Below are 24146 nucleotides of genomic sequence, written 5' to 3'. Positions count from 1 at the left end.
GATTTCTCTTCTATATCGAAGGGTTATTAACCGCCAAACAATGTTTCATATAATAAGTAGGCATTTAATACGATAATCACAATCGTCACGCTCCAAGCCAACACCTTAATCCACATCTTATTCGCAAATACACCCATCTTCTTCTTATCACTTGTGAACTGTACTAAAGGTACAACAGCAAATGATAACTGTAAGGATAAGATTACTTGAGATAAGATCAGCAAATCTACAGTTCCTTTTTCACCATATATCGCAGTTACAATGACCGCAGGAATGATTGCAATTAAGCGTGTAATTAATCTGCGAAGCCATGGTGCTAATCGAATATTCAGGAAGCCTTCCATAACGATCTGACCTGCCAAAGTTCCAGTAAGCGTTGAGTTCTGACCTGAAGCAAGTAATGCAACCCCGAACAGAATTGAACCTGCCGCTGTACCTAATAATGGGGTAAGCAGATTATACGCATCATTTAGTTCAGCCACGTCCGTCATACCTGCATGATGGAAAGTTGCGGCAGAGAGAATCAGAATAGCTGCGTTAATGAATAGTGCAAAGAATAGAGCAATCGTTGAATCCCAAGTCGAATATTTAATTGCTTGACGCTTTCCAAGCTCTGTACTCTCAAATGCCCGTGTTTGAACGATTGATGAGTGCAAGTATAGATTATGCGGCATGACAGTAGCCCCTAAAATCCCAATTGCAATATAAAGCATTGTTGGATTGGTCACAATTTGGGAGCTTGGAACGAATCCCGCCATCATCTCGCCCATATTGGGCTTAGCCAAAAACAGTTCAAACGCAAAGCAACCACCGATGGTGACGATGAGGACAATGACCAATACTTCAATAAATTTAAACCCTTTATTTTGTAAAAATAAGACAAGCAATACATCGACCGCTGTTATGAGTACCCCATATATAAGCGGGATACCGAATAATAGTTGCAGGGCAATTGCAGACCCGATTACCTCTGCCAAATCACAAGCAGCAATTGCAAGTTCACATATCACCCATAAGCCCATCGCTACTGGCTTTGAATAGTGATCCCGACATGCTTGAGCTAAATCTCGTCCGGTGACAATTCCAAGCTTTCCGGCAAGTGCTTGCAATAGAATAGCCATAAGATTAGATAATAAGATGACTGATAATAGCGTGTAACCAAATTGAGCCCCTCCAGCAATACTCGTTGCCCAGTTACCAGGATCCATGTATCCAACAGCTACTAAGTACCCCGGTCCTGCAAAAGCTAAAAATTTCTTGATCCATGAACCGCTTGTCGGTACTTTGATCGAACGATAAACCTCAGGTAAACTTCGACTTTCTTTATCCATTCGCCATCCTTGTTTATTACTTGGAAGTGATGATGCTTGCAGATCACTGTTCATAATAACTTCTCTCCTTTAATGTAATCAAGTGTATCTAATTTATTCACAGCTTGCTTTGCACAGCTCTAAATTTATTGGTCACGCACAACTTTTTAGTTAAAAAAATATGATTTATTGTATGAATGACTAGAAAAATTTGTGCTTGATAATATTTATTGTACTCGGGAAACTTTTTTTGTCAACACAAACTTTCGTGCGCATGACCAATGTATTTTCGAAAAAATAAACACAAAAAAACCATCCCTACCAAATTGGCTTCTAGGATGGTTTTGTATATGAAATCTGAACGAAAAAATGACGTTAAGGAATCTGTAGTTCAGTCTTTAATGCCTCTCTAGCGCGGTCAATGTCTTTGGGTGTTAATACAATATAAGGACTTTCCCACTCACCTTCAAGACTAATGTAGTCAATTTTAGAACGATCAATGCCAATATATTTTTGGAAAAATCCTACTAAATGCTTACTTGGAATATCTGTGCGAATACTATCTCCTGCTACATCCATCAGTTGTCCTAACTTCATTACTCCACCAAGAGACATTACCTTCTCCAACACCTGGTTCATGACTTCTTGCTGCCGTAAATTTCGGTCGTAATCGGTTGTTCCTTCTGTTCCCATATTCGATTTACGATAGCGTACATAATCCAGCGCCTGTTTACCATTTAACTTTTGCTGGCCTTTTCTTAAGTTAATATTGGTGCCATCTTCTTCATCTACATAACGCATATCCATGCTAACATTTGCATCTATACCGCCAAGTTCATCAATGACTTTACGGAATCCATCAAAATCAATCGTCACCGCTGCATCAATCGGCACTTGTAAGAAATCACTAAACAATTTTTTAGTATTCGAAAAGGCAGTTAGCTTATCTTGCAAATAAAAATGAGGGTAATAATAGTTCGCTTTTCTTGATTGCAAATTATTATCCTTTGGCTTCATCTGAAAATCACGTGGAAGAGACACAATCGTAGCTGACTTCGTCTCCGGGTTTAAGGATGCTACCATGATAACATCAGAATTCATTGAACTTGTTTCTTTCCGATAATCGACCCCCATAAGTAGAAGTGTAATCGGTTTGGCTGGTGCTACATCAGTCGTTGTTACTTCTTTGCCCGTGGAATCTGATCCGCTAACGCTTATTTTATCTAATATTTGATTCCCTTTAAAGTATAAATATCCAGCAAAAGATCCCGCACTTATAACTGCTACCAGAAGTGTTGCAAGTATAATCCATAGTACTTTTCGTGTTTTTGTTGATCTTCTTGAAGCTCTTCTCATCCATGCAACCTACTTTCCTAGATGAATAAATATACGCTTATTAATTATAAGCGCAGATTTTTAAATTTAGGTATCAATTTGGTTACAAAAACCAAGACTCCAACTTCCATTTTGTAAAAGCTAACGTTTCACGGGCTTGATGCCATGGCATATATAGTACTTTGGAATCTGTTGTTGATAAATATGTATTCGGTAATCCTAAAAAATTCGCAATATCAAGTGCCCTTGCTCCGTGATAATGATGGGTTACAATGACTGCGCTTTGCCAATTATGTTCATTCATGATCTGCTTGGAAAACAATAAATTTTCATAAGTCGATGTTGATCGATCTTCAAGAGATATATTAGACTCAGGAACTTGCTTATTTATTAAATAGCGCTTCATTCCTTCTGCTTCCGTAATCATCCCACCTGCATCCATACCACCCGATACGATGATTTGTGAAAAGACGCCTTTGGTATAAAGATCTGCCGCGTGATCCAACCGCTCAGCAAGACCAGGGCTCGGGACATCTTTCCAGAGAGCGGCACCAAGCACAATGCCAACATCGGCATGATCAGGCGTCTTCCCATACGGCGCAGATTGTATTTTCCACTGTACATATCCAACCCAAGCTAGTGCCACCATCACAAGTAGACCGCATAGGAGAAGAAGGTTACGAGTCTTGTTATTCTGACTTATTCGCTTCATTCAGTTAGGCCTCCCAGTCATTCTTAAATTTAAAAGTGATTAAACAAAGAGAAGCGTGCTTCCACGCTTCTCTGTCTTGACCTGCTGTTATTTCTCTACAATCTCAATGGACATAATTTTTATTTCATCTACTGGCTTGCTTGGCGAACGATCGGATGAATTCGAATTCATCACAACAGGTGTGCTTGCAATCGTCATCACAGTTTCCATCCCTTTTGTAACTTTACCAAAAATCGTGTAGTTAGGCTGTGAATTTAAACTGTCTGAATCTGTACCCGAACAAATGAAAAACTGCGATCCATTCGTGTTCTTTCCTGAATTTGCCATAGCAACAATTCCAGGCTCATACTGATGAGTTTTACTTAGTTCATCTTTAAACTTATATCCAGGGCCACCTGTTCCATTCCCCTTCGGATCGCCCGTTTGGATCATAAACGTCTTGATGATTCGGTGAAACACTATATCATTGTAGAAGCCTTGTTTAGATAAAAAGATGAAGTTATTCACTGTCATCGGCGCATCTTTTGCAAACAATTCAATCGTAAAGTCACCTTTATTCGTCTTTACTTGCGCCTCGTATTTCTTATCTTGTTTAATCGTCATAGGAGGTGGAGCATCCCATTGTTTACCTTGTGTTGCCGGTACCTGAGTTGCAGGTGGTGGTGTGCTTGGAGTAGCAGATGGTGCTGCATTCTTTTGCCCACAACCCGATAAGACCATAAGAAGGGATAGCGCAGTGATTGAAACTAATAAGTTACGTTTATTGAAACGAAATGTTTTCATGTTTAGTTAACGTCCCTTTCATTCATGTTCATTGCTTCTTCGAAAGTATTAATCTTGGCCTTCATCCGTAATAATTTCTCGATTTGCATTCGGATCGCCACTTACATTCTTGTTAGGTTTTTCCTTACCATTACCGTTACCATTGCCATGCTTATTTCCATTTCCATTACCACTTCCATTTGCTGGAACAGACGGAGGGGTTTGTGTTGGATTGGTTCCTCCATCTCCTGGCGTAGGAGGCGGCGATTTGGTTGGTTTAGTTGTCCCACCTGGAGGTGGTGATGGTGAAATGTCTGGTGATGGTGATGGACTCGGCGTTGGTATTAATCCATCTTGCGGCACTTCCACCTCAACAGCATTCGATTTCTCAGTCGTATTCGTTCCGTTTGTGCCTATTACATAATACGAATATTTATCTCCTGCTTCAACCGCAATGTCGTTGAACTCAGGAGTTGCTACTGTGCTTACTTGCTTGTAATCAACATCTAATAGACCTCTACGGAACACTTGGTATTGATATTTGTCACCTTGTGCACTCCAAGATAGCTTCACAGACTTCGTCTCACGAACAAATGAGGCAGCCAGATCCGTAATACCTTTAGCCGGTTCTTTAAGTTCTTCCACATCTTTTGGCTTCGTAAATCCTTTTTTCGGCATTTTCGCTAGTGCCTTAGACATGACTTCTTTAAAAATAGTTGCAGTACTTCCACTGCCAACAGTCACATAGTGATTCTTGTCTGTTTTATCAAAGCCTTGCCATACCGATGCTGTCCATTCTGGCGTATACCCCACAAACCAAACATCACGGTCATATTTCTCAAGACCTTTCCAATCAAGCCCTGTTGAACCCGTTTTCCCTGCAACCGGGCGATCGAATCCCGCATTTTTACCTGTTCCGCCTTGTACGGCACCTTGTAGCATTTGCGTCATATAATACGCTGTTTTTGAAGATAGAACTTGTTTACTCTCTTGCTTAAACTCTTTCTTCTTGCCATCTGTACCACTAATTTCAATAATGGCGTGCGTTTTATTCTTAATTCCTCCATTAGCGAAAATGGTATAAGCTTCTGCCATCTGCATTGGGGTAGCACCTGTGGTTAGACCACCAAGTGCGATTGCTAAGTTTTTATCTTTCTTCGGATCAAGTGGAATACCCATTTTTATAGCCATATCCAAGCCCGTCGTGACTCCCATGTCATTTAACAAGGATACCGGTGCAATGTTCTTCGAAACACGAACAGCTTCCATCATGGTAACCTGATCTTGATATTGATTGTTATAGTTGTTCGGACAATACCCCGCGAAACATTCTTTCTTATCATTTAACATCGAATATGGCGTGTATTTACCGCTCTCAAGGGCTGGAGCATATGCGACAATCGGCTTAAATGCCGAACCTGGCTGCCGTTCTGCCTGATAAGCACGGTTAAAGTCTTTCGTCTTGAAATCACGTCCACCAATCATGGCAATGATCCCACTATCCTTATTATCAAGAATCACCATCGAACTTTGAATCTTGGTTCCATCATTAGCAGGTTTCTGGAAAAATTTATCTTGTGAATAAGTCGATTCCATAATCTTCTGTGCATTTGGATCCATTGTCGTTTTGATGGTATAGCCACCTATGCGAAGATTTCCTTCTTCAATGCCGTACTCATCCTGGGCTTCTTTCAAGACATAATCCGTAAATGAAGGATAGGCTTGGTTATCTGCACTACTATTCTTCGGATCATAATCAATGGCAGCAGCCTCTTGTCGCTGTGCTTCCGTAATGAATCCTTGGTCCGTCATTAATCGAAGCACAACAGCACGGCGTTCCTTGGATTTATCTGGATCTCGAAGCGGCGAGTATGTGGTCGGAGCTTTTGGAAGTGCTGCTAAAGTCGCTATTTCCCATACTTGAAGGTCTTTTAGATCCGATTTCCCAAAGTATTTCTTACTCGCGGCCTTAATCCCATATGCATTACTGCCCAGATAGATCCGGTTTAAATACATTGTGATGATTTCGTCTTTTGTATTTTTATTTTCTAAAGCAATCGCAAGAGACGCTTCTGTCGCTTTTCGGAAAAAAGTTTTCGGTGCTTTTTCCCAGAACATATTTTTAGCAAGCTGTTGTGTAATCGTTGATGCACCCTGAACAGCTCCACGGTGCGTAATATCCTTCACAATCGCACGCCCGATACCCATAAAATCTATTCCTTTATGACTCATAAAACGTTGGTCTTCTGTTGCAATAAACGCATCTTTTACTAATTGAGGAATATCACCTGCACTTGCAATTTCACGATTTTCACGGTATAAGCTTGTAATTTCATTTCCGTCACGATCTACAATCTTGCTTGCTACTGGCATCTCATACTTGTCTTGATTCTCTTCTAGCATTCGATTCCCATTAACCATAATGAAAATATACAATCCTACTGCGCAAATCATCCCTACAATCATGGTAATGACTAAACCGAAAATAAACTTTTTAAAATTAAACTTTTTCTTATTTTTTTTCGGCTGTGAGCTGGACCTGCGGTTAGGCTTCTTGTTAGATGATTCCATCCTCTACCGACTCCCTTTCTTTCTCGAGCCCGATTTATTCATCGAGTCTTTTCTATAATGATGACTTAACAAAAGAACAACCCTATTGGATAAGGTTGCTCTCCTGCGTCGTATTGTATTATACGTTCAATTTGTGGTAAAGGTTGCGTTTCTATACATTGGGCTGGCTTTCTTGCATCAAAGACACCGAGCGTTGTGGTGTAAAAGTAGAAATGGCGTGCTTATACACCATTTGTTGACGGCCTTCGGAATCAATAATAATTGTAAAATTGTCAAATGCACGAATAATCCCTCTGATTTGAAAACCGTTCGTTAAATAAACGGTAACCGGAATGCTTTCTTTACGTAACTGATTAAGAAAAGTGTCTTGAATATTAATGGAATTTTTCATCAGAAGGTCCCCCTCATAAATAAGCTCTCATTATTTGGTCGTCTATTGTGTACGAAACTTTGTCTTGAAGTATATTCGCTTTATTGTACAATCTTTCCTGTTATTATATCATTAATATTTGCCAAATGGGCAGAAAAATTTGTGATCTCCGTAACATCCACCCAGTGAATATCCTTCATATGGCGGAACCAGGATAATTGACGTTTAGCAAAACGTCTTGTATCTCGTTTGAGCAGCTCTATAGCACCCTCGAGCGAATATTCACCTTGCAAATGGCCGACCATTTCTTTGTATCCAAGCCCTTGCATGGCTACGGAATAGGGATCATATCCTTCAGCAAGCAATCGTTTAACCTCATCCAGTAATCCCTGCTGCATCATCTCATCCACACGCTCTTCAATACGCTTATAAAGAAGTGCTCGATCCATTGTTAAACCTACAATGCATAAGTTGTAAGGAGACTCCTTCTTCTGACCAGCAAGCTGCTCAGAAAGTTTCGTTCCGGTTACACGAAATACCTCAATTGCGCGTATGATTCGTCTACGATCATTCGGATGCAATCGATCTGCAGATGCAGGATCAACTTCTCTTAGCATATCGTGAAGAGCTTGATCACCATGCTCAATCGCATATGTATCTAGTTCTTGTCGCAGCTGTTCATCTGAATTAGCTTCTGAGAATTGATAATTATAACAGACAGACTCCACATAGAGTCCGGTTCCACCCACGATGAAAGGTAAATGTCCCCGATTGTTAATCTGGGGAATTAGGTCTCTCACACGTTCTTGGAATTCTGCTACTGAAAAAGCATCGCTTGGATCATGGATATCGATCATGTGATGTGGAACGCGCGCACGCTCTTCCATACTCACTTTAGCTGTTCCAATATCCATACCTCGATACACTTGCATCGAATCACCGGAGATAATCTCACACTTATACTGTTCTGCAAGGGTTAAGCTTAATTGGGTCTTTCCTACTGCTGTTGGCCCTACCAAGACGAGAAGCGGCGGTTTCGGTTCTATATTTGTTAACATGTAATCACTCCGTAAGCTAGTTTCGAGCCACTCCGATGTACGGTTGTAAAGCCGAGTCTAGCGAACTCACCACTATAAAAGACTTCTTTCATTACAACCCGTTTGCGTGCAACGCGCATGGCTTCACTGACAGCTGCTGCCGTTAGCGCATCCGGATTAGCGACTCTGCGTAGTGGACTAATGGAGCTGGACTCCTCAATAGGACGACGAAACATCGGATCAAAATAAACAATATCTACACTATTATCAGCCTGCTGCTGTAAATAAGAAAGATGATCACTGCATTTGATCTCCACGCGCCTCATCGCCTGCTCAAGCGCTTTTACCTCTGAGGCGTACCGCTGTAATCCCTCTGCTAATAACAAACAGATGACAAGCTGACTATCCAATGCTACAACTGTTCCTGTGTCCCCAACCGCATAAGAGAGCACGACTGAATCCGCAGCTAAGCCAGCTGTACAGTCTAGAACGCTATCCCCTTGTTGAACATCTGCTGCCGTTATGAGTCCATCTTGTTCCCCATGCATTAAGCGTTTAACTCGAATTTGTGCCATGCTGGGATGAAAATAAATAGGAGGAGCATCTCCCACAAAACATTGCAATTGATCTCTGCCTACGAGTAATATCTGGTCACAATTATGACTGATTCTCAGGCTTTCCATGGATTCCCGAAACCGCGGCACAAACCGCCAACCCAGCTGCGCTGCTAGGTCATGCGCTTTGGCAAGCAGTTCCGAAGAAGGAGAATACGAAGTTGTTACTATCACGCTGATTACATCACCCGTTTAAACATTTTTTCCAATTCATAGGTAGTAAAGGAGACTACAATCGGTCTACCATGCGGACACGTATACGGATTGGAGCAAGCCCCGAGTCGATCTAGTAGGGCTTCCATTTCTGCTATGCTTAGATTCTGATTTGCTTTAATTGATGCTTTACAAGAGCACATAATCGCCGCTTTCTCACGAAGCTTGGCGAGTTCAATTCCTTTTTTCTCATTCAACAGCAGGTCACACATCTCTTCCACAATGGCTTTCTCTTCACCCTCTGGCAGCCAGTGCGGATAGGATCTTACGATAAAAGAGTTTCCACCAAAACTTTCCAAGTGTACACCAACTAGCTCTAATTGGTTCAATTTCTGCTCCAATATTTGTGCTTCTGACGGTGTAAACTCCAGCGTTAACGGTACAAGCAGCTGCTGACTCGCTTGCTCCGGATTGCCGAACTTGTGGAAATAGTATTCATAATTCATCCGTTCATGTGCTGCATGCTGATCAATCATGTACAATCCTTGTTCATTTTGAGCTAATAAATAGGTGCCATGCAATTGTCCTATTGGAGATAAACTTGGGAACGATGGAGTTGTCTTGCTTTCTTCCTGTGGAAGAGGCATCGCATCCATAAATGCTCGTGTCCCTTGGCGAATATCTGCAGCCGAATATTCCGTCCGAGAAGGCAATGGACTATAATTGCGTATGGGCTCGGCACTCCTGTTCATTGTACCTTGGAAACGATTCGAGGGCAAATTACCAGACTTCGGTTGATCTGACTCCGGAAATTTCGAATAAGAAATTGGCAGGTTATCCTTACGATAATCAGACTGATTATCTGCTGGCAATGGACGATCTACTTTGGGCTGTATAGAGCTAGAAGGTGGCCTCTGAGCGCGATTTTCAGCTTGTGGGCGATATAAATCCATCTGTTCTTGAATCACAACACCTTTAGTGCGAGTCGATACAGTCCCTGCCCCAGCATGAGGAATTAACACCTCACGACCTAGTGTCATCTTAATCAGCTGATCTACCGACTGAGTGAGCTCCGTTTCTTTACTAAATCTCACTTCCAGCTTGGAAGGATGGACATTCACATCAATCAGTGATGGGTCCATATCAATATGAAGCACGACAATTGGATAACGATTGATGGGTAATAAGGTATGATAACCTTGTAAGATTGCAGCGTTTATTGCAAAATTACGCACATATCTACCATTGATAATCAGAGTAATCCCACCACGGTTCGCACGCGTAATCTCCGGTAAGGAAATAAATCCATGCACTTGGTAATCCAATGTCTCCCCTTTGATTGGAAGCATACCCTTCCCTACCGCTGTACCATAAATCGCAGCGATAACTTGTTGTAAATCTCCATTACCTAAGGTTTGCATCAATTGGTTTCCATTATGCTTCAACGTAAATGCGATGTTCGGATGCGCTAAAGCTAGGCGATACATGTAATCAGATACATGACCTAACTCCGTCTGGATGCTTTTCATATATTTAAGCCGAGCAGGTGTGTTATAAAATAACTCACGCACGACCATCTCTGTTCCACGCGTAGCGGTCGTCTCGCAAAGTTCACGGACATTGCCACCATCGATCGCTATTTTCCGGCCAAGACCATCTTCTGTTGAGGAAGTTGTGCATTCTAGTTTGGAAACAGCCGAAATACTCGGCAATGCCTCCCCTCTAAACCCTAAAGTACGGATAGCAAATAAATCTTTGGTCGTCGCAATTTTACTCGTAGCATGGCGACTGAATGCAATTTCACAATCGTCGGGTTCCATACCTGTTCCGTTATCAGCAACACGGATATATTGCAGACCGCCTTCTTCTATGGCAACATCGATGCGCGTTGATCCAGCATCGACAGCATTCTCGACTAATTCTTTTACAACAGATGAAGGACGCTCTACCACTTCCCCCGCAGCAATCTGATTGGCGATCTGCTCGCTTAGCAATCGAATGTTACCCATTAGCCATTACTCCTTTACAACTTCAAACGTTACTTGATTATTCGTATCTTTAAATGTCAAACGATTCGTCGCTTGCATAAGTTTCGCGATGTCCAAATAAGCAATACCTTTTTCACTCATAAACATGGAACCCGGTGCTTCTTGGAAAGTCGTTGTGCCTTGATCGGTCGTCAGTTCTACAGCACCACGTTTCTCATTCCACGTAATCGTTGCACCGATTAGAGCAGCAATTGTACGTGCTGGAACGTACACCTGATTGTCCTTGCGTTCGATCTTTGTTCCATCATCCACTTCAATCCCATTTAGAACGTATCCCTTTGAGTTCCACTCTAGCTTCAGAGGCTTCGAATCTGCACTTCGTAAGGCAAATATCAACTGCGCAAGGTCGCCATACACTTTATCATCCGGTGTAATGCCAACTTTGTTCACCTTGTGAAGTTTTGGTGTTAAATATTCGTTCGTCGTTATTTTTATATAGTTGCCTTCAGATAACGCGAACGTCTTCTGCATCACACCTTTGCCAAAGCTTTGCTGTCCAATAACGCGTGCTTTTCCATAGTCTTGAAGAATGCCTGTAAGTAACTCCGTTGCACTTGCGCTTTCCCCATTAACTAGGATAAATACGGGTTTGTCAAAAGTTTTGCCGTCTTTAATGGATGTTACCTCATCTTGATTATTGCGATCAATCGTATGCAAAACGACGCCTTCACGAATAAAATTTGATGCGATATTTTCTGCTACCTGTACATAACCGCCACCATTATTACGGAAATCTAGAATAAGAGCATTCGTATCTTCTTTACGAAAAGTTTCTAATGCTTTCGCAAATTGCTCATCCGCATCACTTGCGAAAGTGCTAAGTGCTAAATATCCAACTCCATTACTAAATTGCTTCGTTGTAATAATCGGAACTTGTAGTTGTTTACGTGTCATTGGAAGATCTAGTTTTTTACCATTTCGTTCAACTGTAAGCAGCATCGTTGTATTTTCTTTACCCAGCATGCGCTTGCTTACTTCTTCCGTAGACAAGCCACTAATCGGCTCTTCGTTAACGGCGTAAATATAGTCCCCTGTAAGTACCCCTGCCTTTTCCGCAGGAGAACTACTAAACACATGCTGTATAAAAACACCTTTTGTATCCACATTCAATCGAACGCCGATACCAACATACGTATTATCAACTAAAGAAAGAAATTTTTTCATTTCATCTGCAGTGAAAAAATTTGTGTATGGATCATTCAATTTCTCCAGCATTTCCTTAATCGACAGATTAGCCAGCTTGTCTGCCGTCACTCCACTTAAATGATAAGTCGATAGCTTATCCCGTACTTCCTGCACAGTCTTGTTCGTAACTGCAAAAACCGAAGTTGGTGCTGCTAGCGTCACAATAACTGCCGTCATTGCTGTTATCATTTTTTTACGAAAAGAACCCCTACCTACCATGTCTCTCACCCTATCCTATTTTTTAACTCATATAAAAGATTCATGGCCTGCAGCGGTGTCATGTTAATTAAATCGACCGCCTTTAAGGCGTCGATCACATCGCGCTGCTTCGGGTCTACGCTGTCAACTGCAGCTGCTTTCGCAGCTTCGGGCAGCGAAGCTGGTGCTTGCGGCGCTCCAGTGTCCGCCGCATCATCGAACAGGCTGAGCTGCTGCACAGCAGACTCAGCAACGGTTCCTGCGGCGGGATAATCCGCTGCCGCAGAAACTTCCGGCTGCGCTGTTGCGGCAGCCAAATTCACACTCGGCTGCGTCCTAACCGCAGCCGCTACTTCACCGCCGATAAGTGATGCGGCGGCCTCAAGATTGCCTGCTCGCAGCTCAAAGGCCTGCAGCAGCTCATATGAGCGGGTAATTATCTCCGAAGGAAGACCCGCTACTTCAGCGCAATAGATGCCGTAAGAAGTGCTTGCCGCTCCGGGAATAAGCTTACGAAGGAAGGTTACACCGGAGTCGCTCTCTTTTACCGCCATGCAATAATTACGTAGATAAGATAAACCCTCTTCTAAATGCGCAAGCTCATGGAAGTGAGTCGATACGAGCGTTTTACAGCCCGTATGATCATGTAAATGTTCGATTACCGCTTGCGCAATCGCCATACCTTCACCCGTAGAAGTACCCCGACCCAGTTCATCAATAATGACTAATGAACGTGCCGTAGCTTTCGCAGTCATGACCTGGATATCCATCATCTCAACCATAAACGTACTTTGACCGCCAATCAAATCATCCGCCGCACCAATACGCGTGAAAATCCGATCAATAATCGGAATCGTCGCTTCATCAGCAGGCACATAACAACCGATTTGCGCCATAATCGAGATAACAGCAACTTGACGCATATACGTACTTTTACCCGCCATATTCGGCCCTGTTATCAACAACATACGGCTTTCAGCTTCAGATAGATCCGTCGCATTGGCTATAAATGTTCTACCTTCAGTAACAGCCTCTACAACAGGATGGCGCCCTGCTTTTATATGGAAATCGTATCCAGTTGTTACTTGCGGCTTGGTGTAACGATTCGCTGCACTGACATGAGCAAATCCTTGCAGTACATCAACAGCAGCAATATGCTCCGCTAATCGCTGCAAACGTGACATTTGTGCCGAAATACGCTCACGAAGGGCTGTAAACAATTCGTGCTCTAAGTCAACCATTTTATCTTGTGCTTCAAGAATAAGAGCTTCTTGCTCTTTTAATTCAGGTGTAATATAACGCTCTGCGTTCGCTAGCGTCTGTTTACGCTCATAGCGCCCCTCAGGCAATGAACTCGCATTCGCTTTGGTCACTTCTATAAAATAACCAAATACTTTATTAAACCCTACTTTCAAAGATTTAATGCCGGTCGCCTCACGCTCCCGACGCTCCAGCTCCGCAATCCACTGTTTACCGCCAGCACTTGCCTCTCGAAGCTTGTCCAGATAAGCATCATATCCTTGCTTAATCATCCCGCCATCGCGAACCGATACTGGTGGGTCTTCAACAAGTGCAAGATCTATCCATTCCAATATATCCGTACAAGGGTCCATCTGATTAGCAAGACCCGCTAAAGTCGTTGATTTCGAAGCATAACAAGCTTCCTGCAGCCCAGGCACTTGGGCAATTGATACTTTCAGAGCGATCAAATCACGCGCATTCGCATTGCCATAAGAGATACGTGCCACTAAGCGCTCAAGATCATACACTTCTTTTAGTGCCGTGCGTACATCATCACGCGCGATCAGATTGCCGTGAAGCTTTTCAACTGCCTCTAATCGTTCATCGATGAGCGCCTTACTCATTAGCGGCTTTTCAATCCAACGACGCAGCATTCTAGCGCCCATCGCTGTAACAGTCGCATCCAGCATCCAGAGCAGCGAGCCTTTTTTGCTGCGCTCTCGAACGGTTTCTAACAGTTCTAAATTCCGTCTTGTAAAAGGGTCCATCGTCATGAACTGTGCAGCTTCATACTTACGAATTTGCTTCACATGCGTTAATGCCCGCTTCTGTGTCTCACGTAAATAAGTCAACAACATCGATACACAACGTTTACCATGCACGGATAAGGCTTGTACTTCTGCAATTGATTCACCAAAATGCTCAATTAGAAGTTCTTGATCTTCCTGCTCCCACGGAGTAAATACAGCTGGTTTCATGCCAATAGATAGGCCGGAACGAAGCTCCTCTATCAGCTGCTCATTTGCAATGGTCTCTGAGGGATCATAGACGTTCCACTCATCTAGGATTGCTTGAATCCCACCCATGACAGTCGTTACATACAGCTCTCCTGTCGAGATGTCACACGCTGCAATCGTGCTTTGCTCCCCATCTTTAACTACGGAGACGATATAATTGTTCATCTTCTCCCCAAGAAGTTTACTGTCCATCACTGTTCCTGGTGTCACAATACGTACAATTTCCCTGCGTACGACGCCCTTCGCTTCTGCAGGATTTTCGACCTGTTCGCAAATGGCTACTTTGTATCCTTTTTCAACAAGACGTGCAATATATCCCTCTGCTGCATGATAAGGAACGCCACACATCGGAATTTTCTCTTCTGCGCCGCCTCCTCGTCCTGTAAGTGTAATTCCTAATTCACGTGTCGCATTTATCGCATCATCAAAAAACAATTCATAAAAATCGCCTAATCTAAAAAACAAAAAAGCATCTGGCACTTGTGCCTTGACTGCTAAATATTGTTGTATCATGGGTGTATATTGAACCATAATTTCCTCCAACTAATCGTGATCCGTTTTGCTTTCTCTATTATAACATGGCTTCTCTCAAAAAAGTTGCTAGGTACTATTGGATGAATGTATAATTTGGTTTTATTTTCCAAGGAATGCGAAAATCGTGTTGGCTTTGCAGTTCTCTTCTATTCAACACACGCTCTTTCAGTGGATCCAGATAGGTCGAATATAACTCATAGCTGGACAAATTTTCTAATTCTTTCCATAATCGGCTTACAACCCCCACTAATTGTTCTTTTTTTCCTTGATAAAACATCCGCTGGATATCAATTTGATCTAGTGGACGCACCTTCAATAAACGATAATTTTCACCAATGAGCTTAGCGAGCGCCACGACGCCTTTTGTAACGGTTGGAGAACTAAGCCACGACGCCAATGTTCGATACTCAAAGCCACCATGTGGCTGACGACGAAAGTCACCTAACCAACCATATCGAGGGCGTCTACGCTGATCCTGATCATTTTCAATGAGTAAGAGAGGAAGGGCGAGGTAATTATCTAGTGCGCGAAGCAGATCGCTTTGCAGCATCACACCTGAGAAGTGAATATGACCACCAAGAGCGAACCCTTTGACCGGCATACCACCTGCAATCCATCTCAGGGAAGGATCATTAATCATTTGTGATGCGAGAAGCATCGTCTTGCGTAAGTTACGCACCAGCTCGCGCGGCTGCGTACTTGGCTCGGGACGCAGCTCTGCCAAAGGCAGAATGACTCGATGACCACTTAGTACGATCGCGTCACAGCCCACCTCTCCTGTGCGCTCCATATAATGGGAAGCTGCGACGATTTTGCCACGCTCATTCATTAATAAAAATTCCGGGTCCGCACCCAGGAGAAGGGTCCTCTCCCCCTTCTCCTCTTCTGCCACAGCAGCCGTATACCGATTCATTGCATTCGCATAATTCTCAGCATTACACGCTAGAGTCAGATCAGCTTCAGGATTCACATCCAAGATAACGGTATGCCCGCTGGCTGTTACGCCGACCCGCACATCTCCATAATCCAATCCGAGTACATATATCGCTTTAACTGCTTCCCGAATCGCTCTATTCACATGATACGAGCGTGGCGTATCATGAATATTGACCTCTTCATATCGAATGGGCTCCCTTAGCCCTCCCTGTAAAGAGAGCATGCCTCGATTTTTTCGCTGATAAACGGAAAGAGCTTCAAGTCCAAAGACCGAAACCCGGAATAAATGGGGTAAATTAGAACCATTCTCATCTGCTTTCTTCCCATGCGAACGGAGCGTTTTCACACCATGCAATTGCAGGATCTCATCGCGCTTCAATGGCTGCATACATCGTATAACAGGCATGAGAAGCTGAAGCTGCACACATTTTTCTGTTCCGATATGATTTACTTTGCGATACTTCCCCCAGCCAATGATAGTCCCGCCTTTGAATGCTACTGGCAAGCGGTCCCCATTTGGGATCGTTAGAAGTGGAAGCAAGGGTTCTAATTCCTTCTCATTTGAATGCAGCAAAAAAACATCCACCTCACATGCCCCTTCCTTCGTGAACAGCCTATTTTATCATCGAAACAAAAAAGAGGGCGAAAGCCCTCTACAACCAGTCAAATCGCGGCATATATTAACGTAGGCTGTTAGCTAAAGTCATCCTCGAGCATATCTGGATCCAAGTCTTCGTAATCGCCCTCAATTGAGCTATCATCGAAATCAGCGACCTTGTCATCGCTGTCCATGAAGCCTCTCGGATTCACATATACGCTAACTTTGGTTTCCGCAACCATTTCCACTTGGAATTCTCTTTCCACGCGGATAATGACTCTGCCACCAGATGCAACACTTGCTTCTACACAGTTCGGCTCCTGTGTAGCTAAGGCTGATACTTCAGCCGTCGAAACTCTATGTCTCTTGTCTAAGTAAGATAGTGGAACCACTTCAACGTAAGAAATTGTTTCTTTTGCCACGTCGGTCTTCGTATTGCGATCATACGAATACCAAATATTGATGTCGTAAGTCCCAACTACTTCCACACCGTCGCCGCCAGACTTGACTGCTTCATATTGGTTATTGATAATCCAAGCACCCAAGATGCTGGTCGGAGCGTGGGAAGGTGTCACTGTATGACTTACATGCGAAAATCTCCGGCCTTTACCGCAGACGGCCTTCGTGATGATTTCTCGGCTCTGCAAATCTTTATCTATTGACATCCTGTTCAACCTCCTCCATACAATCATTCATTAAAAGTGTATGCAGGACATAGGCAAATGTGCATAAAAAGATCAAATAGTGTCCATCAAATGTTTCGCGAACAAGATTTGCAAGTAATTTGAGGCTAGAAAAAGCTCCTCCCTGAATCGTATTCTAATGATTCTAGGGAGGTTATTTGTTATAGCTGGATGAGTGTGTATCGTAGTGGAGAGTCTATCGGTTTAACATCTGAAGGCAAATGTGTTGGTGCTGGAAAAGTTCATGGAAATATCAAGGGGTGGGATCAAAAATCATATAGAATAACAGGTTATGGTTTGATATACTTTTTTTACATAATTAAACAACTAAATTGCCCGCTGGTTTTTATATTTGATAAATATCGATTGTCGTTGAAGAAAGGTGGGCTATGATGAAAAAAATTATTTTAATATCAATCATATCGGTATTATTACTCATTTATCCTGTCTTGTACATCAAATCTCTTATTCACATGAATAACTTAGAAAGTGAACTAAAGCTTCACCTTATCAATGATAAGCATTATTCAGATACAGATATTAAGAGCATGAAAGCATATCATGGAAAAATGCCTGAATACTGGCTTGATGTCATATTTAATGATGAACCAAATGTAATATATAAATACACGGATAGAAACGCAGGCGATTGGGTTCAAATTTACCCAAATACAGATGCTATATCAAGAGGAAAAGTGTACAAACATAGTGAAGTAAAGTAATGTGTTAGACAGATAACAGATTCGTGAAAAATAAAATAGGAGGAGCTCTTTAGCTCCTCCTATTTTTTTGCCTTTTTGCAATATTCAAATACGATCTAAGCTCTCGAATTAATTGAAGCAGGGCCGAACGTATTTCGAATTCTTCACGCGTTTGCGGGAGCGGAAGTGATTTGAAATCACGATAAAGTATTGCCAAATCTTCCTCGCTGCGCCCTACATAGTAATCTTGCTTGACGTCATGGCTCAACTCTTCAAAAATTTCAGCAAGCAGCTCTCCGTGCGGTACCTTTTGATAGACCTGTGCAACAAGATCCACCATCTTAGTAATCATCTCTAGCTGCTCAGAACGCATAAAGAAATATAGTTCCCATGATGCGGGCGAACCGAAAAACAAAGCATTTTCAACCTTTTTACGTGCTAGCACACTCCCTTTTTCACATACTTCATTCACTTGAAGAAGCTCAGCACCGTCCCATATCATTTTATGATCACGCAAATGCGCACCTATTTTCATAAAGATAAGAGAAAATAGCTCTTCCAGCTTGTTCTTATATTGTAGAAGCTCTTTGTCTGCGGGTGGCATATACACAATATTGATCAAGGTAGCCGATCCGAAACCGACGAGCAATAGCAACAATTCGTTAATAATCACATATTCCGTGATTTGATGTGCATTGTACATATGAAACATCACCACGCAGCCTGTAATAATGCCATCGCTTAACTTGAGTCGATTAATAACCGGGAACGCTAGGAGAACATAGAGGGACAGCACCCAAACATGAAAACCAAATACCGTTAGAAGGATGGAACCTATAATAATACTAAGAATCGAAGCCCCAATCCGTGCGTAGACGTTGAGCAAACCCTTTTTCTTCGTCACTTGAACACCCAATATTGCAAGCAAGCCTGCACTAGCGGGTGAACCAAGCCCAGCTAATTGCGCAGTGACAATGGATACAAACACGGCTGCAGCCGTTTTTAAAATTCGAATACCGATAAAAGGAAATGAAATCATGAGCTACCACCAAATTCTTTAAGTTTATTAATGGTAGCATACATAAAAACAGGCCATGACGCAAAGTCATAGCTCACATAAGTTATAAAATTGTTATTGCAGGCGTTTGGTTACTTTTCGCTCCACATAAGACACGACTTGATACATCAAGGTTGCAATCAGACTAATGATAATAAGTGCCCCTAGAACAAGTGTAAAATTAAAGACTTGGAAACCATAGACAATTAAATAACCTAGCCCCGACTTGGCAACGAGAAATTCTCCCACAATTACCCCAACCCAAGATAGTCCCACATTCACTTTTAACGTTGAGACGATAGCGGGTACAGAGGAAGGTAGAATCACCTTGCGAAATACTTGTCTTCGATCACCACCAAAAACTTGAATCACTTTTACAAAATTCACATCCACTGTCTTAAAAGCGCCATAGACAACAAGCGTTGTAACAATAACAGAGATGGAAAGAGACGTCGCAATAATCGCCACAAGCCCTGGACCGAAGCCTACAATAAACAGTGGCCCAAGTGCTACCTTAGGTAGCGCATTGAGCACAACCAGATAAGGATCAAGTACCTTAGATAAGAAAGGCGACCACCAGATGATCATCGCGAGAACGGTTCCAAACAATGTCCCCAGTATAAAACCCGCGATCGTCTCCATCATCGTTACACCAATATGAGGAAAGATTGAACCATCTATACTGTTATTCCATAGTAGAAGCCCTATCTTACTGGGGTAAGAGAATAACAAAACATCGATCCACTTCAGACGACCCGCCACTTCCCATAAGCCGAGCATCACAAATAAAATTACGAGCTGCACAATACGAACTTGAGTACGTTGCGTTCGCCTTGCCTTCATAAACTGTTGATACAATTGATCTGTCTTGAATTCTCCGCCCGTCTGCAATTGATTCATACTTTGCCTCCTCCTTTCCGCTCCATTGCTTCGAACTCATTCCAAATTTTGCGAAAAAGCGGCTGAAAGCTCGTATGTTCTCTTGCATCCAAAGGCAAGCGTGTCCGAATATCATCAGGTATATCGAACGTCTGACGCACCTGTCCTGGATTAGGTTCCAATACGATAATGCGATCACTCATGGCAATCGCCTCTGAAATATCATGGGTGACGAGCACAGCCGTCTTCTGATGGGCGCGAAGGGTGTCTACAACTAGATCTTCAAGTTGAAGCTTCGTTTGATAATCGAGTGCCGAGAACGGTTCATCCAGCAAAAGAATATCTGGCTTCGTCGCCAATGTTCGGACAAGTGCAACCCGTTGTCTCATCCCGCCTGAGAGCTGGCTTGGCATAAAATCCTTGTACGAAGCAAGCCCCATCTCCTCTAATAAATGCTCGACATACTGCTTTTCCTCAAGCGACTTCCTGCCCAATAACTCTAGCCCAATCATTGCATTGGACCAAATCGTACGCCAAGGGAACAAATAATCTTGCTGCAGCATGTAACCGATACGCTCTGTCGGACGTTTCACTTCAGCATCTGCCACTTTAACGATTCCTTCAGTCGGTTTAATTAACCCTGCAATAATCGATAAAAGTGTCGTCTTCCCACAGCCACTAGGGCCGATCAGGGAGACGAACTCACCAGACTTAACAGTGAAGCTGATGTAATTAAGCACAAGTGAAGCTCGCTGCTCCGTAACATAAATATGTGTGACCCCATTTAATTCCACTGCATTTTCCAAGAGCCTCTCCCTCCAATCCAGCCCTAATTGCCTGTTACTTCACATTGCTTTTCGCCTTTTCAGCGAACGAATTATCCACAACATTTTTCCACTCCACACGCGACTTTAATTCGCCCGCAGCATTCATTACATCAAGCAGATTATTCCACTCCGCTTGATCAATAATGCCATCCGTTGCAAAAGAGCTCTGCTCTTTATAGCGCTTCACGACATTTTTCACGACATCCATATCGGTATTCGCAAAAAAGCTTGCAATCTTACTGGAAATCTCATCTACACTATGATCACGCACCCAATTTTGTGCTTTTTGGATGGCGTTTGTGAATTTCTGTACGGTATTCGGATTTTTGGTCATAAAGCTCTTCTTCGTCATGAAGACGGTGTATGGCAGCGAACCACTTTCTTTACCGAAGGATGCGATTACACTGCCTTTGCCTTCTTTTTCAATCATCGTAGCTTGTGGTTCGAACAATTGCACATAATCCCCAGTTCCTGAGACGAAAGCCGAAGGAATATTGGCAAAATCGACATTCTGGATCATCTTCAAATCCGTCTGCGGATTAATATTGTGCTTCTTCAGCGTAAACTCGCCCGCCATTTGCGGCATACCACCTTTACGCTGTCCCAAGAAACTCACACCCTTGAGCATGTTCCAATCAAAATTGGCTACTGGCTTACGTGAAACTAAGAAAGTGCCGTCAGTCTGTGTCAATTGATCAAAATTGATGACAGGATCATCTGAACCTTGCTGCTTCACATAGATTGACGTCTCCGAGCCCACAAGTGCAACATCGATCACACCGGATAACAATGCAGTCATTGTTTTATCCCCGCCTGGTGTCGTCTGCAGATCAATATCAAGCCCCTCATCCTTGAAAAATCCGTTGGCTAATGCCACATACTGAGGCGCATAGAACAAGGAACGTGTAACCTCGCCAATACGGACTTTACTTACTTCTGGTTTGCCGGAACTACAAGCAGACAGCAAGAGTGCGATGACTAGCATCGACACAAGCAGTCCGGAAAATAACTTTCGATTCATGGACTTACCCCCTACATTTCAATGAAGTACTACAGTCTATGCAGAAGCCCATGTGGAAGTTATTAATTAGTTGACAATTCAAAAAGTAAGGATTATATTTTATATATCAGATCGATATATGTAACTTTGTTATATGCTTAATCGAGATATAATACTTAGTTATTGATGAAACTCAAATGGAGAGTGATTATTCTTGAATGCACAAGACGTTATACTCGGAGTTTTGATGAAGAGAAACCATTCAGGTTATGAAATTAAGCAGCTGTTCGCAACCTTATTTTCGTTTTTTTACGATGCCAGCTACGGTACGATCTACCCTACTTTAAAGAAATGTGAAGCGAATGGGCTTATTACGAAAGAAACAATCCTACAAGAAGGGAAGCCAAGTAAACATGAGTACAGCATAACGGAGTCTGGAAAAGAGGCATTTGAGCAATATTTAAAAAGTCCAATTGCCAAGAGTGTGATGCGCTCGGATATATTAATGCGGCTTTACTTCGGGGAATATGCAGAACCTGCAGTCATCCGTAGTTGGCTAGAACTCAGTGTTGAACAGAACGCTTTAGAATTAGAGGAAGTTAGACAATGTAAGTTAGAGAGAGGTCGCTATATGAGCCCCACTCAACAACTTTGCATCCAAGTAGGCATTACAAATTTAGAAAATAATCTAAAGCTGGCGAAAGAGGCTTTAGAACAGCTTTCCTATATCGATCAATCGGAGAAGGAGTCAAAACAATGAAATCTAAAAGTTCTGGACTCATCATGTTTGCCATTGCCTTAGGTTTATTCATGTCAGCCTTAGACAACACCATTACGTCTGCTGCCATTTCACACATTATCAAGGACCTTGGTGGATTTGAGCATGTATCATGGGTATTCACGAGTTATATGCTGGCTTCAACCACAACCATTCTAATTTTCGGTAAATTGTCTGATATATTCGGTCGCAAACTCATGTACTTAATCGGAATTTCATTCTTCCTTATAGGCTCTGCCCTGTGTGGAACAGCACAAAGCATGGACCAACTGATCTTGTATCGTGCTATTCAAGGTATTGGAGCAGGAGCCATCTTTCCGATTTCCTTCACCATCATCTATACCCAGTTTGCTGATCCGAAACAAGCAAGTAAAATCGCGGGCATCATGGCTGCCGTATTCGGATTATCTTCTGTTGCAGGCCCACAAATTGGTACATTCATTTCAGAGAACTGGAATTGGGCTTGGTGCTTTTACGTCAACATTCCACTTGGTATCTTCTCTTTCTTAATCTTGTCATTCGGACTTAAAGAGTCACGTTCAGCGCGAAAACCAAAAGTAGACTATCTCGGTACTTTCCTTCTTATTGTAACGACGCTCTCCATCATGCTTGGTCTGGAATGGGGTGGCAAAGATTATGCATGGATATCGCCGGAAATTGTCGGATTATTCGCACTTGGTGCGATAGGGCTTGCCTTATTCATTATCGTTGAGCGCCGTGCAGCTGAGCCTGTTCTTCCTTTTGCCATTTACCGAAGTCGGATGGTCGTAAGCACCACAATTGCTTGTCTATGTCAGGGTGTGATTATGTTCTCGGCTATTACCTACTTACCCATGTTTACAGTAGCCGTTATGGGTCATGCAAACTCCAACTCTACACTGACACCGATGATGCTCTCGCTAACGGTTGGGGCTGTATCATTCGGAGCTTTACAGACGAAATTCTCATTCCGCAGCCTCATGACTTTCACTATGCTTGCAGGTATCGTGGCAGCAAGTTTGCTAACTTCTATTGGATATGACACTTCATCTGGATACATGATCTTTCTAATGATCCTGCTTGGTTTTGGAGCCATTGGGCCACTCATGAGTATTGCACAAAGTGCTGTAGCTGTAAGTGTAGATCCAAAATATTTAGGGGTTACATCATCTGTCGTAGGTTTCTGGCGTAATTTCGGAGGTATTCTCGGGGCTTCCATTATGGCAACGATTGTGAATAACAATTTAAAAGATACGATTACGAGTGGAGCTGAAGCTCTTCATATTCGTCCAGAGCAAATTGATACACTAGCCAACCCACAGCTCCTTATTCGAGCAGGATCTACTCCGCTGCCTCCGGAAATTCATGATTTCTTACGCAACGCACTCGGTACAGCGATTAATCACGGTTTCATATTAGCCATTTGTTTCTGCTCGATTGGACTCCTCGCAAGTTTGCTTGCAGGACCTGGTTCAATGACCAAAAAAGAGCCTGAGACCGAAACAATTCCTGCTCAACCACAGAACGCTTAATTTCTTTCTATAAAATGCAAAAAAACAGCCCTGACAAAAATTGAACACTGTCAGGGCTGTTTTCCTATTTTACAACTTAAAATGAAATC

At 42.7% G+C, this 24146-nt stretch carries 20 protein-coding genes; 3 read left to right on the top strand and 17 right to left on the bottom strand.

Annotation, left to right across the window (positions count from 1 at the left end):
• Positions 1 to 26: 26 nt before the first annotated feature.
• The 13 genes from ACSBOP_RS08770 to ACSBOP_RS08710 form a co-directional block, all read right to left on the bottom strand.
• Entirely contained in the window at positions 27 to 1331 is a 1305-nt protein-coding gene (locus tag ACSBOP_RS08770; RefSeq protein WP_442604426.1) for an Nramp family divalent metal transporter, read from the bottom strand.
• 354 nt (positions 1332 to 1685) lie between these two features.
• Positions 1686 to 2666 carry an LCP family protein gene (locus tag ACSBOP_RS08765; protein WP_442604030.1) on the bottom strand — a complete coding sequence of 327 codons (981 nt, stop codon included), beginning with the start codon at positions 2664 to 2666 and terminating at the stop codon, positions 1686 to 1688.
• Positions 2667 to 2748: 82 nt separating this feature from the next.
• On the bottom strand, positions 2749 to 3357 hold the full coding sequence (locus ACSBOP_RS08760; RefSeq protein ID WP_442604029.1) for a YdcF family protein: 609 nt from the start codon (positions 3355 to 3357) through the stop codon (positions 2749 to 2751).
• 87 nt (positions 3358 to 3444) lie between these two features.
• Positions 3445 to 4140, bottom strand: a complete 696-nt coding sequence (locus ACSBOP_RS08755) for a peptidylprolyl isomerase (protein ID WP_442604028.1) — start codon at positions 4138 to 4140, stop codon at positions 3445 to 3447.
• A gap of 48 nt (positions 4141 to 4188) precedes the next feature.
• The gene (locus ACSBOP_RS08750; RefSeq protein ID WP_442604027.1) at positions 4189 to 6690 is read right to left on the bottom strand and encodes a PBP1A family penicillin-binding protein; all 2502 of its coding nucleotides are present in this window, start codon (positions 6688 to 6690) and stop codon (positions 4189 to 4191) included.
• 151 nt (positions 6691 to 6841) lie between these two features.
• The gene (gene hfq, locus ACSBOP_RS08745) at positions 6842 to 7081 is read right to left on the bottom strand and encodes an RNA chaperone Hfq (RefSeq protein WP_442604026.1); all 240 of its coding nucleotides are present in this window, start codon (positions 7079 to 7081) and stop codon (positions 6842 to 6844) included.
• 80 nt (positions 7082 to 7161) lie between these two features.
• On the bottom strand, positions 7162 to 8118 hold the full coding sequence (gene miaA, locus ACSBOP_RS08740) for a tRNA (adenosine(37)-N6)-dimethylallyltransferase MiaA (protein ID WP_442604025.1): 957 nt from the start codon (positions 8116 to 8118) through the stop codon (positions 7162 to 7164).
• Positions 8112 to 8885 carry a class I SAM-dependent methyltransferase gene (locus ACSBOP_RS08735; RefSeq protein WP_442604024.1) on the bottom strand — a complete coding sequence of 258 codons (774 nt, stop codon included), beginning with the start codon at positions 8883 to 8885 and terminating at the stop codon, positions 8112 to 8114. The genes miaA and ACSBOP_RS08735 overlap by 7 nt, the downstream gene beginning before the upstream one ends.
• 5 nt (positions 8886 to 8890) lie before the next feature.
• Positions 8891 to 10873 carry a DNA mismatch repair endonuclease MutL gene (mutL, locus tag ACSBOP_RS08730; protein ID WP_442604023.1) on the bottom strand — a complete coding sequence of 661 codons (1983 nt, stop codon included), beginning with the start codon at positions 10871 to 10873 and terminating at the stop codon, positions 8891 to 8893.
• 6 nt (positions 10874 to 10879) lie between these two features.
• Positions 10880 to 12316, bottom strand: a complete 1437-nt coding sequence (locus ACSBOP_RS08725; protein ID WP_442604022.1) for a S41 family peptidase — start codon at positions 12314 to 12316, stop codon at positions 10880 to 10882.
• A gap of 5 nt (positions 12317 to 12321) precedes the next feature.
• Positions 12322 to 15084, bottom strand: coding sequence for a DNA mismatch repair protein MutS (gene mutS / locus ACSBOP_RS08720; RefSeq protein WP_442604021.1), 2763 nt, complete (start codon positions 15082 to 15084; stop codon positions 12322 to 12324).
• Positions 15085 to 15160: 76 nt separating this feature from the next.
• A complete protein-coding gene (locus ACSBOP_RS08715; protein WP_442604020.1) occupies positions 15161 to 16597 on the bottom strand; it encodes a putative amidoligase domain-containing protein in 1437 nt (478 codons plus the stop codon).
• Between the two features lie 119 nt (positions 16598 to 16716).
• A complete protein-coding gene (locus ACSBOP_RS08710) occupies positions 16717 to 17286 on the bottom strand; it encodes an outer spore coat protein CotE (protein ID WP_442604019.1) in 570 nt (189 codons plus the stop codon).
• A 410-nt stretch (positions 17287 to 17696) separates the two neighbouring features.
• Here ACSBOP_RS08710 and ACSBOP_RS08705 point away from each other — a divergent pair, with 410 nt between their 5' ends.
• Positions 17697 to 18026: a DUF3139 domain-containing protein gene (locus tag ACSBOP_RS08705; RefSeq protein WP_442604018.1), complete on the top strand. Its 330-nt coding sequence runs from the start codon at positions 17697 to 17699 to the stop codon at positions 18024 to 18026.
• A 49-nt stretch (positions 18027 to 18075) separates the two neighbouring features.
• Here the strand turns inward: ACSBOP_RS08705 and ACSBOP_RS08700 are convergent, their stop codons facing one another.
• From ACSBOP_RS08700 to ACSBOP_RS08685, 4 genes are all read right to left on the bottom strand, one after another.
• Positions 18076 to 19044, bottom strand: a complete 969-nt coding sequence (locus tag ACSBOP_RS08700) for an aromatic acid exporter family protein (RefSeq protein ID WP_442604017.1) — start codon at positions 19042 to 19044, stop codon at positions 18076 to 18078.
• Positions 19045 to 19137: 93 nt separating this feature from the next.
• Positions 19138 to 19962, bottom strand: coding sequence for an ABC transporter permease (locus ACSBOP_RS08695; RefSeq protein WP_442604016.1), 825 nt, complete (start codon positions 19960 to 19962; stop codon positions 19138 to 19140).
• Complete coding sequence (locus tag ACSBOP_RS08690) at positions 19959 to 20747, bottom strand: ABC transporter ATP-binding protein (protein ID WP_442604015.1); 789 nt, start codon at positions 20745 to 20747, stop codon at positions 19959 to 19961. The genes ACSBOP_RS08695 and ACSBOP_RS08690 overlap by 4 nt, the downstream gene beginning before the upstream one ends.
• 34 nt (positions 20748 to 20781) lie before the next feature.
• The gene (locus ACSBOP_RS08685) at positions 20782 to 21789 is read right to left on the bottom strand and encodes an ABC transporter substrate-binding protein (protein WP_442604014.1); all 1008 of its coding nucleotides are present in this window, start codon (positions 21787 to 21789) and stop codon (positions 20782 to 20784) included.
• Positions 21790 to 22015: 226 nt separating this feature from the next.
• Here ACSBOP_RS08685 and ACSBOP_RS08680 point away from each other — a divergent pair, with 226 nt between their 5' ends.
• Both ACSBOP_RS08680 and ACSBOP_RS08675 read left to right on the top strand, forming a co-directional pair.
• Positions 22016 to 22528: a PadR family transcriptional regulator gene (locus ACSBOP_RS08680; RefSeq protein ID WP_442604013.1), complete on the top strand. Its 513-nt coding sequence runs from the start codon at positions 22016 to 22018 to the stop codon at positions 22526 to 22528.
• Entirely contained in the window at positions 22525 to 24057 is a 1533-nt protein-coding gene (locus tag ACSBOP_RS08675) for a DHA2 family efflux MFS transporter permease subunit (protein ID WP_442604012.1), read from the top strand. Before ACSBOP_RS08680 ends, ACSBOP_RS08675 begins: the two co-directional genes overlap by 4 nt.
• The last annotated feature ends 89 nt before the right edge of the window (positions 24058 to 24146 follow it).

Source organism: Paenibacillus sp. KN14-4R (assembly GCF_052180255.1).
Taxonomy (GTDB): Bacteria; Bacillota; Bacilli; order Paenibacillales; family NBRC-103111; genus Paenibacillus_AM.
This window is presented reverse-complemented; position numbering and strand designations above follow the sequence as displayed.